General features: G+C 70.2%; 12 protein-coding genes, 1 pseudogene and 1 CRISPR repeat array. Of the genes and pseudogenes, 7 read left to right on the top strand and 6 right to left on the bottom strand.

Annotated features, from left to right (window positions below):
• Window positions 1-211: 211 nt before the first annotated feature.
• Both AOZ13_RS10820 and AOZ13_RS10815 read right to left on the bottom strand, forming a co-directional pair.
• Window positions 212-616, bottom strand: coding sequence for a MarR family winged helix-turn-helix transcriptional regulator (locus tag AOZ13_RS10820; protein ID WP_020221980.1), 405 nt, complete (start codon window positions 614-616; stop codon window positions 212-214).
• A 33-nt stretch (window positions 617-649) separates the two neighbouring features.
• A pseudogene (locus AOZ13_RS10815) lies at window positions 650-1,156 on the bottom strand (transposase); the annotation flags it as partial.
• An 828-nt stretch (window positions 1,157-1,984) separates the two neighbouring features.
• On the opposite strand from AOZ13_RS10815, the gene AOZ13_RS10810 reads away from it, so the two are divergent.
• The 6 genes from AOZ13_RS10810 (at window position 1,985) to AOZ13_RS10785 (ending at window position 9,364) form a co-directional block, all read left to right on the top strand.
• Window positions 1,985-2,800 (top strand): hypothetical protein, encoded by an 816-nt coding sequence (locus AOZ13_RS10810; RefSeq protein ID WP_148294588.1) that lies wholly within the window; start codon window positions 1,985-1,987, stop codon window positions 2,798-2,800.
• Complete coding sequence (locus tag AOZ13_RS15770; RefSeq protein WP_021780572.1) at window positions 2,797-4,062, top strand: PD-(D/E)XK nuclease family protein; 1,266 nt, start codon at window positions 2,797-2,799, stop codon at window positions 4,060-4,062. The genes AOZ13_RS10810 and AOZ13_RS15770 overlap by 4 nt, the downstream gene beginning before the upstream one ends.
• Complete coding sequence (locus AOZ13_RS15765) at window positions 4,062-6,707, top strand: UvrD-helicase domain-containing protein (protein WP_081706796.1); 2,646 nt, start codon at window positions 4,062-4,064, stop codon at window positions 6,705-6,707. The genes AOZ13_RS15770 and AOZ13_RS15765 overlap by 1 nt, the downstream gene beginning before the upstream one ends.
• Entirely contained in the window at window positions 6,704-7,744 is a 1,041-nt protein-coding gene (locus tag AOZ13_RS15760; protein ID WP_394324680.1) for a PD-(D/E)XK nuclease family protein, read from the top strand. The genes AOZ13_RS15765 and AOZ13_RS15760 overlap by 4 nt, the downstream gene beginning before the upstream one ends.
• A gap of 243 nt (window positions 7,745-7,987) precedes the next feature.
• Window positions 7,988-8,545: a hypothetical protein gene (locus AOZ13_RS10790; protein ID WP_020222031.1), complete on the top strand. Its 558-nt coding sequence runs from the start codon at window positions 7,988-7,990 to the stop codon at window positions 8,543-8,545.
• Window positions 8,546-8,617: 72 nt separating this feature from the next.
• On the top strand, window positions 8,618-9,364 hold the full coding sequence (locus AOZ13_RS10785) for a hypothetical protein (RefSeq protein ID WP_020222032.1): 747 nt from the start codon (window positions 8,618-8,620) through the stop codon (window positions 9,362-9,364).
• A 6-nt stretch (window positions 9,365-9,370) separates the two neighbouring features.
• Here AOZ13_RS10785 and AOZ13_RS10780 read toward each other — a convergent pair whose 3' ends face one another.
• From AOZ13_RS10780 to AOZ13_RS10765, 4 genes are all read right to left on the bottom strand, one after another.
• Window positions 9,371-10,549 carry a tubulin/FtsZ family protein gene (locus AOZ13_RS10780; RefSeq protein WP_021780570.1) on the bottom strand — a complete coding sequence of 393 codons (1,179 nt, stop codon included), beginning with the start codon at window positions 10,547-10,549 and terminating at the stop codon, window positions 9,371-9,373.
• A 3-nt stretch (window positions 10,550-10,552) separates the two neighbouring features.
• Window positions 10,553-11,731, bottom strand: coding sequence for a tubulin/FtsZ family protein (locus tag AOZ13_RS10775; protein ID WP_020222035.1), 1,179 nt, complete (start codon window positions 11,729-11,731; stop codon window positions 10,553-10,555).
• A gap of 93 nt (window positions 11,732-11,824) precedes the next feature.
• Complete coding sequence (locus AOZ13_RS10770) at window positions 11,825-12,085, bottom strand: hypothetical protein (RefSeq protein WP_148294587.1); 261 nt, start codon at window positions 12,083-12,085, stop codon at window positions 11,825-11,827.
• A 106-nt stretch (window positions 12,086-12,191) separates the two neighbouring features.
• Window positions 12,192-12,908: an alpha/beta fold hydrolase gene (locus AOZ13_RS10765; protein ID WP_159103065.1), complete on the bottom strand. Its 717-nt coding sequence runs from the start codon at window positions 12,906-12,908 to the stop codon at window positions 12,192-12,194.
• Between the two features lie 99 nt (window positions 12,909-13,007).
• On the opposite strand from AOZ13_RS10765, the gene AOZ13_RS10760 reads away from it, so the two are divergent.
• On the top strand, window positions 13,008-13,814 hold the full coding sequence (locus AOZ13_RS10760) for an aldo/keto reductase (protein WP_021780568.1): 807 nt from the start codon (window positions 13,008-13,010) through the stop codon (window positions 13,812-13,814).
• Between the two features lie 170 nt (window positions 13,815-13,984).
• A CRISPR array of direct repeats spans window positions 13,985-14,345; the repeat unit is 30 nt; unit sequence GCTTCAATCCGACTAGGGTTCGTCTGTAAC.
• Window positions 14,346-14,403: the final 58 nt, after the last annotated feature.

The following is a 14,403-nucleotide window of genomic DNA, read 5'->3' as shown; positions in this document are numbered from 1 at the left end:
TCGTCAACGGCGACCCGCTTCGGCTGCGCCGTGCCGGTGCCGCGAACACGTCACGCAGGGAGCGGGTAGCGGGCGACGTCGACGTCGTGGCCGTCGATAGTGACGGGCCACGCGGAGGGCGTACTCGCGCGTTCGTACGCGCTGATGGGGATCGGTGCGCCGGTGACGAGGACGGGACCATTCGTGGCGCGAATGGTCCCCCGCAGACAGCCTACTCATTTCGGTCGTTTTCGAGTGCTGTGAGTTCTTCTTCGAGGTCTTCGTCAGTACGGTTTTCTCCGAGTTGTTTCTCGGGGCTGTCCGGTGTGGCGTCTGGAGCGCGGTGCTGTCCGAACATCCGATGGACTTGATCGAGACTTGAGACGTATCGGCGGATGTCGTCTCGTTCGTGGAGAGCGTGGTAGTAGCCGTCGTCGGTTTTCCCGACGTAGTCGTCGTCGTAGAGGCGTTTGAGGGTCGTTGTCGCTGTCCCCCGTGGGATATCGAGGGCCTCTGTGAGGTCTTGTGGGGAGTATCCCCATTCGGGGTTTCGATAGAGGTACGCCACGATATCTGACTTCGTAGTTCCAGGCCGGAGGTCGATCTCGGCGTCGTGGTTTTCGAGGAGCACCGGCATATGTACCCGGATGTAAAATCAGACGAAGCACGAAGCGATCACGTCGCACTCGTACCGGAGTGCTTCGTCTACGATGGCGTTCGACGCGCGGTGGAGGACGTCGCGGACATAGCGAAGTTCCCGGCCACTCGACTGGTCGAGCGTCCGGTGGGCGCTTCGCGTCCCGGTCTGTTGGAGTCCGGCGCGTACCTTCTCAAACTCGCGGAGGCCGTGAGTTAGCTCCCGACCGCTGAAGAAGTAGGCGGTGCTTGTAACGGCGAGAGTTTCGATACCGAGGTCAACCCCGAGAACCGTTCCGTCCTCGGCGGTGTTCCGTTCGGTATCGTTCTTGTGTCGGCGGAAGCCGATGTGCAAGAAGTAGTCGTCGTCACGGGCGGTGAGCGTGCTTTCCGTGACGCTCCACGTATCTGAGTCAAGGTACTGCCGTTGGTAGCCATCGTCCGCGTCGGGCAGGGCAAGACTACATCGGACGCGACTCTCCGTGGTGGAGAGCGACACCGTATCGTCCCCGAACAGCGTCATGGTCCGGGTATCGTACGACGGCGATCGTGGCGTCGATCGCTCCGCCCCATGCGGCTCCACCGTCACGTGCCCACTCGAGTACGAGCCGACGCGAACCAAAACCGGTCCGAATCCCCGCAAGGAAGAGTGTCAAAGGCAGATATCGGTCGGTGAGGAGGAGAAGCGACGGCGGCCGGACGGCCGAACGCGGTCGCGGATCGACGGCGTCGCGCCACGAGACGCATACCTGATCGGCCCGAGAGCGGCGACTCGACGCCCACGGCGCCAGAATTCGGCAGTGATGGTCCGCGTCGCGGATCCCGACTCGACGACGCGTCCCCCATCCCCATCGGCCGCGACGACGTCGATCACCCGCATCGAAAACCGAGAGACGGCGATCGATTTTGGACGCATCGCGGGCGCGACGGCGCCCCCGAACCGAGCATTCGAATCACCCGATTACGCCCTCTAGCGCGCGCCATGCGTCCGTTCTCTCGTCCCCGATCGACCATCCAAATCCAGATATACACTGTATCTTGCGGGGATCCAGATGGGGTTTGGTTGCGACCTAACTCGCAGAGAAACGGGTTCGTGAGCGTCGAGAAGGCGTGTTTGGAAATACGGGTTCGGTGGTCGGTCACCGATGTGGTGGCGGGGCGTCGGGGAGTGACGACTGCTCGTGCGCTGAAGCGCGTGGATTCGCATCTGCGAGGGACTGGCGTGGTGAGGACTTCAGCGTGATTCGAGGTGGAGCCTCCGACCGCACGGAGTCGTTCGAGAGACGCGCTGCGTCCTTCGTGATGCTGTGAGAAACCGTCCGGTTCGCGACCGGCACGCAAATGAACGCTGGCGGCGCAAGGGACGGCAGTGAGTGACGCGCTTCCGGTGGCGGTGGCGATCGACGAATCTCCCCGGCTCGTCCAGCGCGCAGAGCGATGCGAGGAGCCGCGCGAACTCGTCGTGACGCCGGTTCGCGCGCATCGTCGGACCCTCCAGCGGGCGCTCCGCGCGGCGTCGCGTCCGCAGAGCGCGTTCCGCTTCGCTCGGCCGATCGACGTCGCGCGGCGGCTCGCGGGCGCGGCGAACGAGCGGACGGAGACGCTGGATCGGATCGATCGCCTCCACTTCGTCGAGCGGGTCCTCGCGGACGCGCGCGAGTCGGGGGCGGAGTGGGCGAGCGACCTCGCGGTCGTCGTGGGGGCGCGGCCGTCTGAGCGAGTCGAGCGCGTGGAGCAGGTGCGCGCGGAAGTCGAGACGGTGACGGGCTGGCATCCGCGGCGACTCGAATCGATGCGGGCGTGCGGGAGCGGTCTCGACGCGCCGGACGATCGGGCCGCGGCGGCGCTCGTTTCGGCGGCCGTCGAACTCCACGCGGCGCTCCGGGAGCGGGCCGACGGCGACGACGCCGTCTCGACGGCGTCGGTGATTCGCGCGGCGACGCGGACGCTCGCGGCGCACGGGGATCGGGGGTGGCGCGAGTCCCATCCCTCGATCGAGCGGGTGACGCTCGCGGGCGTGAGCACGCTCAGCGCGACGCTCGCCGACTTCCTCCTCACGCTCGGCGCGGAGACGAGCGTCGACGTCCACCTCCACTTGCGGCACGCGACGGGGGAGCGGATCGCGTCCCGACTGGCCGCGCACGCGTCGATCGAGGATCCCGGCGCGGAGGTGTTCGAGTCGTGACGGACGGTGAACGATCGGAGACGGGGACGCCCGCGTTCGGTCTGGCGGGGCGGACGCGACACGACGCGGCGCGGGACGCGATGGCGCTCGTTCGCGCGGTGCTCGACGCCGGCGGGGCGCCCCGCGACGTGGCCGTCGTGACGTGCGCGCCGGACGAGGACGAGGCGCGACTCGCGGCTGCGGCGGAGCGATACGGCCTGCGGACGGCGACGTGGACGCAGCTCCCGCTGACCGAGACGCTCCCGTATCGCGTCGTCACGGCGAGCTGTCGCGTCCTCGCGGCCGAGACGGTGTCGCTCGGCGACTTCGTCGCCCCCCTCGAATACGGGTGGACGGCACCGGACGGTGGAATCGAGCCGATACCTGCGACGGGCGCGTCGCGGCTCCGGAGCGCGCTCGACGCGGCGGCCGACCGGTCGGGGGATACCGACGCGACCGAGCGCGAACGCCCGGTCGAGACGTGGTGTGCGCTGGCAGCGTCGATCGAGACCGCCCCCGTCGTGGATGCGTATCGCCGCTGGGTGCGCGCGCATCGCGACCGGAATCCGACACCAGAGGCGGTGACGCGGACGCTGCGGCCGCTCGTCGATGCGACCGAGGAGTCGGTGGTCGCGGAGCGCTGGGCGCGCGACGCGTCGGACGTCGGCGGGGTGACGCGCTCGGCGCGATCAGTCGTCCGGCTGCGCGACCTGCTCGGGGAGGTGGCGTCGAAGTACGCGACGCGCGCCGAGGCGGCGGACGCGACGCCGGATTGGGAGACGGTCGCGTCGCTCTGCGAGTCGCTGGCCGGACTCCGCGCCGGGCGGCGCGAGCACGCCGACGCGAGCGCGATCGACGTGCTGGAGGCGAACGACGTCTGGGGCGTCTCGCGGCCGCTCGTCGTCGTCGTCGGCTTGACCGACGGCCAGTGGCTGACGCGAACGGAGAGCCCGCTGCCGCGGGACCTGCAGACGGCGATCCGGGCGGGCGGAGGGGGGGCCGATCCGCTCCCGCTCGCGACGCGCGCGGCGTGGGACACGGACCGGATCGTCGATCAGTTCCACGACGCGGTGACGGCCGCGACCGGCGCGCTCGTCTGCGTCCGCCATCGCGTCGATCGCGACGGCGTCGAGCGCCCGCCCTCCCCGCTCCTCGATCGGGTGGACGCGCGCCCGATCGACGGGGATGCGCTCGCGGCCCTGCGTTCGAGGCGGACGCTCCCGTCGGCGCTCGCGAACGCGCTCGATCTGCCGGCCGCCGCGGACTCGACGGAGGCGCCGTGATGTCCGGCGACGATCACGACGACCACGACGATCACGACGACCACGACGACGCGGCGGAGGCGGAGGCGGAGCGCGCGCCGAACAGGGAGCAGGGGGCGCTCATCGAGGCCGCGGCGGCGGCGTCGAGCGGCGTGTTCGTGCAGCCGGCGGTCGCGGGCGCGGGCAAGACGTTCGCGTTGAGCTGGTTCGCGAGCGACCTCCTCCTCGAACGCGTCGCGGGCGGATGCGATCGGCCGACGGCGGGCGTGCAGATCGTCTCGTTCAACCGGAACGCGGCGGCGAACCTCCGCGACGCCATCGACGAGCGGCTCACGCGGCTCGTCGAGACGGACGGGACGCCGGCGGCTACGCGGGTCTCGTCGGCGGCGTGCGAACGACTCAGGTATCGCCTCCGCGCGTCGGAGACGGTCGGGACGATCGACGCGCTCCTCCACCGCGTCTTCGAGGACGTCGCGCCCGAGGTCGGGTTCCCGACGGACGTCACCGTCGACGACGGGATCGCGATCGAGGAACTCCACGAGGCGGCGATGCGGGCGGTGCGGGGCGCCGACCGTCTCGGGGACGCGCGCGAGCGGCTCACCGAGGCCTACGCGAGCCGCGACGACGACGAGGACGTGCTCGCGTCGCTGCTCCGTTCCGTCTTCGAGCACGCCCGCGGCCGCGGGTGGACGAACGCGGACGTCCGCGAGGCGCTCCGCGACGCCCGCGGGGCGTTCTATCCCGACGGAGCGCCCGCGTCGTTCGACGGTCTCGTTCGCGACGTCGAGCGGTTCGCCGGGAGCGATGCGGCCGCGCGGACGGGGTCGGCGGATCGGTCGCGCCGACGGCGAGCGCTCGCGGCCGATCGGGACCTCTACGACGAGTGGGGCGCGTGCATCGACGCGCTCGCGGACGTCCACGCGGTGTATCGGGCGGCGTACGACAGCGAGTCGCGCGAGCGGGGGATCGTGGCGCAGCGCGATCGCGCCCACTGGATCGCCGCGTACTTCGACGATCCGGCGGTCGCGCATCGGGCCGCGAGCGCGAGCGTCCCCCACGAGACGATCGCGGAGCGACGCGCGTACCTCCGCGAGCGATGGCAGTCCGCGCTCTCCACGCTGATCATCGACGAGGCGCAGGACGTCTCGGCCGGCCAGCATCGGGCGCTCGCGTCCCTCGTGGGCGAGGCGCGCGCGTCCTCTGCTACGGCCAGCTCGAACAGACGATCAATCAGTGGCGCAACGCCGAGCCGGCTCTCTTCCGGGCGGCGATCGCGGACGGCGAGTACCTCGGGCGCGAGTGGGAGACGCACGCCGTCGAGACGGCCGATCGGACCTATCGACAGCGGCCCGCGCTCGCGGACGCCACGAACGCCGTCGCCGGCGCCGCCCTCCGCGACCCGGATCGCGGCGGCGGGGACGCGGGGACGTACACCGAGATGCGCCCGGTCCGTGCGGCGACGGCCGATCCGAGCCTGCACGTCGCGACGTTCGCCCCGCACGAGTCGCCCGCGACCGACGCGTGGTACGATCCGCCGGCCGACGGTCTCGGATCCGGGGGCGCGCTCGCCGAGTACCTCGTGGGCGCGCTCGCCGCGGGCGAGCTCTCGCTCACGGACGGGGAGGGCGCGCACGAACCGATCCGCGTCCTCTTCCGGTACCGCGAACACATGCCGGCCGTCCGGGACGCGCTCGAAGCGCGCGGGCTGTCCGTCGGCGTCCCGGAACCCCTGTTCGACCAGTCGCTCACGGAGGTGGTCGTCGCCCTCCTCCGCTGGCTGGACGACGACCCGACCGATCCCGAGCGCACCCGAGCGTCGTTCGCCACCGGTCCGCTGGATGCCGACGACGACGACGACGGCCGGCGTCGCCGCCTCCGTGAGACCGTCGCGGCCGCCGACTGGGACGTCGCGGCCGCCGCCGAATCGATCCCCGACGAGGCGCCCGTCAGTCCCGTCCTCGATCGGCTCGCGTCGCTCGCGACCGACCTCCGACGTCGCCGCCGCGATTCGCTCCCGGACCTCGCGCGCGCGCTCCTCGACGTCCTCGTTCCGGGCGTCGACGAGGGAGCGACGGGATCGAGCGGTGCCGCGACGCGACGCCCGGATCCGCTCTCGCTCGTCCCCGACTCGACGGCTCGCCGGCGGCTCGCCGTTCGCGACGCGATCGTCGATCACCTCGACCGGCTCGCTCGACGAACCGACGGCGCGCGAGCGGAGGCGCTCAACCGCCTCGACGCCCGGATCGACGACGAGAGCGAGAGCGGGTTCGCTCCCGTCTACCTCCCGGTCGACGAGGCCGACGCCGACGTCGTCCTCGACACGATCCACTCCACGAAGGGGGATCAGGCGTCCACCGTCGCGCTCGGCGATCCCGCTCACCGTATCCGCACGCCCGCCCTCTTCCGCGACACGCTCGTCGCCCACGGGGACGCGCTCGCGCTCCGCCCGCCGTCGATCGACGCGAACACGCGCGACGTCGCCGTCGGGGGCTACGACAGCGGCCTGTTCGCCGTCTCGCCGCGCGACGCGTCGGACGCCGGCCTGCGCTGGTTCTCGAACGCCGCTCGCGCCGACGACCCACGGCGGTACGCCGGTCCCCCGGCGCTCGCCGCCGTCCCCGCCGCGAAGCGCGCCGAGGAGTGGCGCCTCCTCTACGTCGCGATGACCAGAGCGCGAGACGACCTCGTCGTCCCCCTCGAAGCCACGGCCGCGGAGACCACGGTGACGACCTCGTGGAGCGCGGCCATCGCCGACGCGCTCGACGGGATCTCGCTCACCAGCAGGGCGACGCACACTCTCGCCCTCCCGAGACCGGACGGCACCGCGACGGAGGTCGCCGTCTCCGTCAACGACGTCCCCGGTCGCGGCCCCGTCAGTCCCCGTCCCGACTGGCCGAGTCCCACGTCGACACCGACGCTCACGCGTGACTCGCCGGTCGAGGATCGCGACGCGTTCCCGTTGCGATTCGTCTCCGCGAGCGCGCTCCACCCGCTCGCGACCGACCGCGACGCCCACCTCCTCGACTCCCTCCTCGACAACCAACTGGAGACGGAGTACGGCCGCGTCCCGCCGAGTCATCCCCTGCCGTTCGACGCGCTCGCGCCCGGTGACGTCGGTCGGATCGCCCACGACGCGATCGCGTCGCTCATCGAGGGCGGGGCGAACGCCGCCGCGATCCGCGCGGACGCGAACGGGATCGCCACCGACGCCGTCACGCGCGCGATCGCTCGGCGACGGCGGGAGATGGATCGTGCCGTTCCGCGGGCCGAACGCGAGGCGATCGCCGACTACCTCCGCGATACCGTCCTCCCGCAGGTCACCGAGACCGACCTGTACGAACTGCTCGACGACGCGGACGCCGTCTACGTCGAGGAGCCGCTCGACACGGTCGCGAGCGTCGCGGACCTCGACATCGAGGTCGGCGCGCAGGCCGACGTCGTCCTCCGGATCGGCGACCGCTGGTACGTCCACGACTTCAAATTGGCGTTCGCGGACGGCACCGACGAGGCCGACCAGCGCTCTCGTCTCCAGCTCGGCGTCTACGCGTGGGCGCTCTGCCGACAGGAGAAGCTCGATCCCTCGCGGGTCACGACCGCGCTCACCTTCCTCGGCGCGCGCGCCGACGCGGACGTCACCGGCACCGTTCCGCCCGGACGCGTCCCGCACTGGCTCGCGCACCTCCATCCCGACGCCCGAGAGTGACCGGTCCCGCGGCGCGGGGAGGTGTCACTTTCGAGACTTCTTTGATCCCGCCTGCGAGTGGACCTGCACGCCGTCGTGGGTGTTCGCAGTCGGAGCGATCATCGCCGTCGTCATCGGCGGCCTCAGCGCGGGCGTCGCCGGCTGGCAGGTCGCCCGCGTCAATCCGCTCGCGAACCTCGGCGACTGACGGGCGTCGGACGCCGTCGCGAGAATTTAAGGTCGGCAACGTCGAAAGCGGGGTGAATGGAGACTCGCGGACATCTGGGTGTCGTGTTGACGGTCGTTTCGAGCGGGGGGATCGTTCTCCTCGGCGCGGACCTGCTGGCGCCGACTCTCGCGACCGGAGCGGCGCTTCTCGGCTGTCTCGTGCTCGGCGCGTGCTGCGCGCCGCTGCCGAACGCGCTCGAATCGCTCACGGGGGCGCGACGACGGGGATATCCGCACAGCGTCCTCGCGCCGGTGGCGTTCGCGCCGGTGTGCTACCTGCTCGTGCTCGGCGCCGGAACGCAGGTGCGGGCGATGCTCGGGACGGCCGTCGATCCGGTGACGTGGGGGGCGATCGCGCTCGGCATCGCGGGGACCATCGGCGGGTCGTGGCTCGTCCACATCGCCGTCGATGGCGGGACGCACGGACGAGACCGCTTCGTCCTCCGCCCGTTCGCACCGGTGTCCGATCGGTCGGTCGCGGCCGGCTTCTACCGGAGCGACTCCCGCGTCGCCAACGCGAGCGCGCTGCTCGTCGGCCTGCTCACGACCGCGCTGCTCGCCGTCGTCTTCTCACTTCGCGCCATCCTCGGATAACGACCGCCGGGACGACACGCGTCTCGAGTCGAGTCGGGAGAGTAATGCCGTCCCCGCCGATACGTCCGCATCATGGGAACGTCACGGGACCTCGTCTCCGCGGTGAAGATCGACCTCGCGCGGCTGTTGGCGGCGTGGCGCGATCTCGCCTTCGACCGCCCGACCGACGAGTACGCGGCCCGCGGGTGGCGCCCCGACGCAGTGCCGGCGCGCGTCGCCTACCTGCTGTGGAGCGTCATCGGGGCCGTCCTGATCGCCATCGTCTATCCGTTCGCGGCCCTCGGCTTCTGGGTCCGATACGTCGGCCGGCGGATCGACCGCATCGTCGCCGGACTCGGCGTGCTCGTCATCGGCTGCGTCGTCGCCGTCGTCTGGGGCGGGCTGACGGCGCTCGCGTGGAATCGCCTGCCAGCGGCCGGATTCAGAGCCGTCCTCGCTGCGAGCGTGGTCGCGACGGTATCCGTGGGCCTCAGCTGGGCGTTCGCGCGCCACCGCTCGCGCGCCCTGACGCTCGTCCTCAGCTACCCGTTCGCGGTCGCGGCCGTCTTCCTCCCGCCGGTGACGGCCGCGCTCTACTCGCCGACGCTCGGGAACGTCGTCCTCCCCGGAAGCACGTCGTTCGCGGCGTGGCTCCTCGACAACGTGCTCGGCGTCGGAGGTCTCGGCGCGGCCATCCGACAGCAATTCGACCTCGCGGGATTCGCGTTCGTCGCGATGTGGTTCGGCTTCGCCGTGCCGATCGGGTGGGCGCTCGGCCTCCTCGTCACGCTCGCCGATGCCGTCCGCCCGCAGAAACGAGAGACGGGACAGCGGCGCTGACGACGCCTACTCGTCGTCCGGCGACTCGACTGCGGTCTCGTGTTCGCCGGTCGCCCCGTCACCGGTCGCGCTCGACTCGGCGGCGAGCGCGTCCTGCGTGTCGACGGCGCGCGATTGCAGCTCGTCGACCCGCGGGACGTCCGTGACGTTCGAGAAGAGGACGACGGCCTCGAGAGTGGACGACCGCGGCCGGGGGTCGTCGCCGGCGAGGATCTCGACCGTGTCGGCCTCCTGTTCGAGCCACTGGCGCGCGCTCTCGAAGCCGCGCCGCGAGAGCTCGCTCGGCGGCCCGGAGAGCACGACGAGCGCGCGCTCGGCGCTCGACACCTCGGCCGGAGTTGTGAGTCGCGAGCCGGCGGCCTGCCGAACGAGCCCCTTCACCTTCGCGGCGTCCGTCGTCTCGTCCGCGTCGTCGTCGCTCCGGAACCACGCCAGCAGACGCGCGAGGACCCCCCGTTCGTCGGGCTGCACGTCGGTCGAGGCGTATCCGATCGAGGCGATTCCGCCGGGGTCGAGCGTGCGGATGAGGTCGCTCGAGTCCATCGCGTTCTCGGCGACCGCGTCGGCGTCGAGTTCGCCCGCCGCGAACAGCGTCGCGACGCGCGTCGCCAGCGCGCGGATCGCGGGATCGTCGTCGTCGCCATCTGAGCGCACCGGCCACATCTCACGGTCGAACGTGAGGGTGCTGTCGGCCGTCGGGACGATGGAGCGCAGCGAGCGCGCGGCGTTCAGCGCCGCGCGCCCGCCGTCGTCGTCGGCCGGGAGGACGCCGAGGGCGTACAGCGGCTCGTCGTACGTCCCCTGTAATTCCTCGACGAGCACCGAGCCGGCACCGCTCCCCGTCGCGTCTCCGAGTCCCGCGACGACGAGCACGGCGTCGGAGTCGTGGATCGCGAGCGAATCGAGCGCCCGGCGGATCTCCGGGAGGTCGGTGCGCGTGACCTCCGCGGCGAGATCGACGTCCTCGCCGTCGAGACCGTCCGCGGTGACGGCCGCGTGCGTGTCGCCGATCAGGACGCGCTGCTCCTCGGGGACGGCGTCGAACCCGTCGGTCGGCGTTCGCGAGATGTCGCAGACGAGCGCGTTCCCGCGAGTGAACGCCCGCCCGGTGTCCGCCTCGACTTCGAGGACGCGGTCGACGATCCGGCTGCCGGTCTCACCGACGCCGACGAGTGCGAGCTTCATCGACTAGACGACGGGATCGAGGTCGTTGTTGTCGTCCGTGATCAGGTCGTTGATCTCGTCCTCGCGCACGGCCTCCTGCTCGGCGATCTTCTCCTGCGCGTCGACGGCCTGATTCTGGATCTCCTTGATGCGCGGCGCCTCCGTGACGTTCGAGAGGAGCACCGCCGCCGAGAGACGCGGGGAGTCCTCGCGCGGGTCGTCGCCCACGAGGACCTCGACCGTGTCGGCCTCCTGTTCGAGCCACTGGCGCGCGCTCTCGATGCCCTTCCGGGAGAACTCGCTCGGCGGCCCGGAGATGACGGCGAGCGCGCGATCGGCGCTCGACACCTCGCCCGGGAGCGTCAGACGCGAGTTGACGGCGCGGCGGACGAGCCCCTTGATCTTCGTCGCCTGACTCCCGTCGTCCCGATTCACCTGCTGTTGATCGGAACTCCAGCGGTCGAGGAGTCCCTCTTCGGTGTCGTCGACCGGCGTCGCGGCGTAGCCGATCGAGGACACCCCGCCCGTGTCGAGCGTGCGGATGATGTCGCTCGAGTCCATCGCGTTCTCGGCGACGTCGGAGTCGTCCGTCTCACCGGCCGCGAGGAGGGTGACGAGGCGCGCCGCGAGCTCGCGGTTCATCTGCTCGTAGCCCTCCTCGATGGTCTGCTCGCGCGCCCGCCACGCGTCGTTGTCGAAGCCGATGAAGTTGTCCACCTTCGAGACGAACGACTGGAGCGAGCGCGCGGCGTTCAGCGCCGGCCGCCCGCCCTCGTACTCGCCGGGGAGGACGCCGAGCGCGTACACCGGCTCGTCGTACATCTCCTGTAGCGCGTCGATGACGACCGGGCCGCCGCCGCTCCCGGACCCGCCACCGAGACCGGCGACGACGAGGATGGCGTCCACCTTGTGGATCTCGACGTCGTCGAACGTGCGCCGGATCTCGTCGATGTCGCCCTCCGCGACCTCCGCGCCGATCTCGACGTCACCGCCGACACCGTGGCCCTTCGCTTTCTGGTTCGTGTCACCGATCAGGAGCCGACGGTCCTCCGGGATGTAATCGGGCTTCGCGAGGTCCGTCCGCGCGGTGTTGATCGCGTGGACGTGCCGGCAGAGGTTCCGGTCCGTCCGCGACTCGAACTCGAGCATTCGGTCAACGATCTTACTACCGGCGTTCCCGACGCCGATCGTAGCGAGTTTCATGGCTATCGTGTTACCTCGAATCGTCACGGACGGATAAATCCGCCGTGTGTTTCGCTGGTTCGACGAAGCCCGAATCCGGGATCCGTCCGGCGATCACAGCCGCCGCAAGTGGCGGGCGCGACGCCGGTGCTTGCCCCGCGCGACGCAGAAGACGACGGCGGCGAAGGCCATCAGCCCGACGCTCGCAGCGACCGCCACCGCTCCCGCGAGCGCGTTCCCGGTGACGATGACGCGCGCCCCCGTCGCGACGGCCACCGGCGCACCGAGGAACTCGCGTAGAAACATCGTCGCACCACTACAAAGCCCGAGGCAACCGACGACGAGGAGTACGAGCGAGTACGTGCCGCTTCGCATCAGCGCCCGTCTCCATCGCCCCGCGGTCGCGCCGATCGACGCGACCCCCATCTCGGATACATCGTGCCGTCCTGACGCGTCAGCCGACCATAACCTTCGCGGTCGCTCAGATGGCGGCCGCGCGTTCGAGCGCGTCCGCCGTCTCGACCGGCAACGAGAGGAACGGCGAGTGGCTGGCGTCGAGCGTGACGACGCGCTCGACCGGCGTCGCCTCGCGCATCGCGCGCTGGTGGGCGATCGGAATGGTCGCATCCGCCGTACACTCGACGTACGCGCGCGGCACGCGCCCGAAATTCGCGTCGGTGAGCGGGATACCGGACGATAGTGGCGCCATCGGCTCCGCGCGGACGAGCGAGTGTGCGAGCGCGCGCTCCTCCGGCGGGCAGTCACCATAAAAGACGTCGTCCAGCGCCCCCTCTCGAACGGTTCCGAGCCCTCGATCCTCGTCGACGACGAAATTCCCGTCGAGGGCGGTGTCGGGCGCGCGCAGGTCGAGCATCGAATCGCCGTCGGTGGGGAGATACGCCGTCAGGTAGACCGTCGCGTCGAGGGCGTCCGGGCGACGCTCCGCCGCGCCCGCCGCGACGACGCCACTCATGCTGTGCCCGACGAGCACCGTCTCGTCCGCAGCGCGATCGATCGCCGCACAGGCCGCATCGACGTAGTCGTCGAGCGTCACCGATCCGGGCGGCGTCGTGTCGATCCCGTGCGCCGGGAGATCGAACGTCACGACCGCGTGTCCGCGCGACTCGAGTGCGTCGCGGACGCGATACCAGCACCACGCGCCGTGGTAGGCGCCGTGGAGGAGAACGAAGGTCGTCACGTCTCGACGCACGGGGACCATCGGCTTTAACGTGCGGAAAAGGAGGTCGGCGTGACCGGGGAGCGACCCTTGAAGGGGACGCGACGAAAAGGATCGCACATGCCGATCGAGATGCCCCGACTCGGACTGGGGACGTACACCGACGACGATCAGGAGGGCCGATACGAGGCCGTCAAGACCGCACTCGACGTCGGCTATCGCCACATCGACACCGCGCAGGTGTACGAGAACGAGGAGTACGTCGGCGCCGGGATCGCCGACGCGCCCGTCGATCGCGACAGCGTCTTCCTCGCGACCAAGACCGTCCACCACGACGTCCCCGAACGAACAGCGGACGTCCGCGGCGCCATCGAGGGGTGTCTCGAACGCCTCGGCACCGACTCCGTCGACCTGTGCTACGTCCACTGGCCGACCGGCGTCTACGACGCCGAGGAAGTGCTCACCACCTATCAGGAGGCCCACGACGACGGCCTCATCGAACACATCGGCGTCTCGAACTTCACGCCCGAACACCTCGAGGAAGCCCGCGAGATCCTCGACGTCCCCATCGCCGCCCACCAGTTCGAGATGCACCCGCTCCTCCCGCAAGAAGAGCTGCGCGCCGACGCGCGCGAACACGACTACTGGGCCGTCGCCTACTCCCCGCTCGCGCAGGGACGGGTCGCGGACCTCGACCCCGTACAGGCGGCCGCCGAGACCCACGACGCCAGCCCGTATCAGATCTCGCTCGCGTGGCTCCTCGCAAAGGAGAACGTCGCCGCCGTCCCGCGCGCGACCGGCCGCGAACACATCGCCGACAACTTCGGCGCCCGAAACCTCGATCTGAGCGACGACGAAATCGCCGCCATCGACGCCGTCGACGAACGCGAGCGCTGCATCGATCCCGACTTCGCGCCGTGGAACTGACGTCGGTCTGACCGACGCGAAACGGCGTCCGGAGAACCAATCAGCGGCGCGCTCGAAGCGGAGTTCGAAGACGACACTCTCCTCGACTTCGCGGACACAGTGCCGACGCGGCCTCGACTAAGGTTCGTCTGTAACGATGCGTACTGGCGGCTCGTTGAGTCCCACTGGCAGCTTCAATCCGACTAGGGTTCGTCTGTAACCATGCGGATCAGGGTCTTCTCGAAGATGACAGTCCAGCTTCAATCCGACTAGGGTTCGTCTGTAACACCAGTACTCCTCGGGCTCCGGCTCGTTCGCGAGCCGGCTTCAATCCGACTAGGGTTCGTCTGTAACTCAAAACAGCTTCTACCTGACTTTGACACAAAACGAGCTTCAATCCGACTAGGGTTCGTCTGTAACTGGGAGAGGATGGCACGGTGGCGCGGCGTCGTGTTAGCTTCAATCCGACTAGGGTTCGTCTGTAACCGCTTTCACCAGTCGGCGCAGTTAGGGTAACGTACCGCTTCAATCCGACTAGGGTTCGTCTGTAACACGCAAACACATCGACCACACTCGCAACCCGCTCACTGCTTCAATCCGACTAGGGTTC

The sequence above is a fragment of the Halarchaeum acidiphilum MH1-52-1 genome (genome assembly GCF_000474235.1).
Taxonomy (GTDB): Archaea; Halobacteriota; Halobacteria; order Halobacteriales; family Halobacteriaceae; genus Halarchaeum; species Halarchaeum acidiphilum.
Note: the sequence above shows the minus strand (reverse complement) of the source record. Positions and strands in the feature narration are given on the sequence as shown.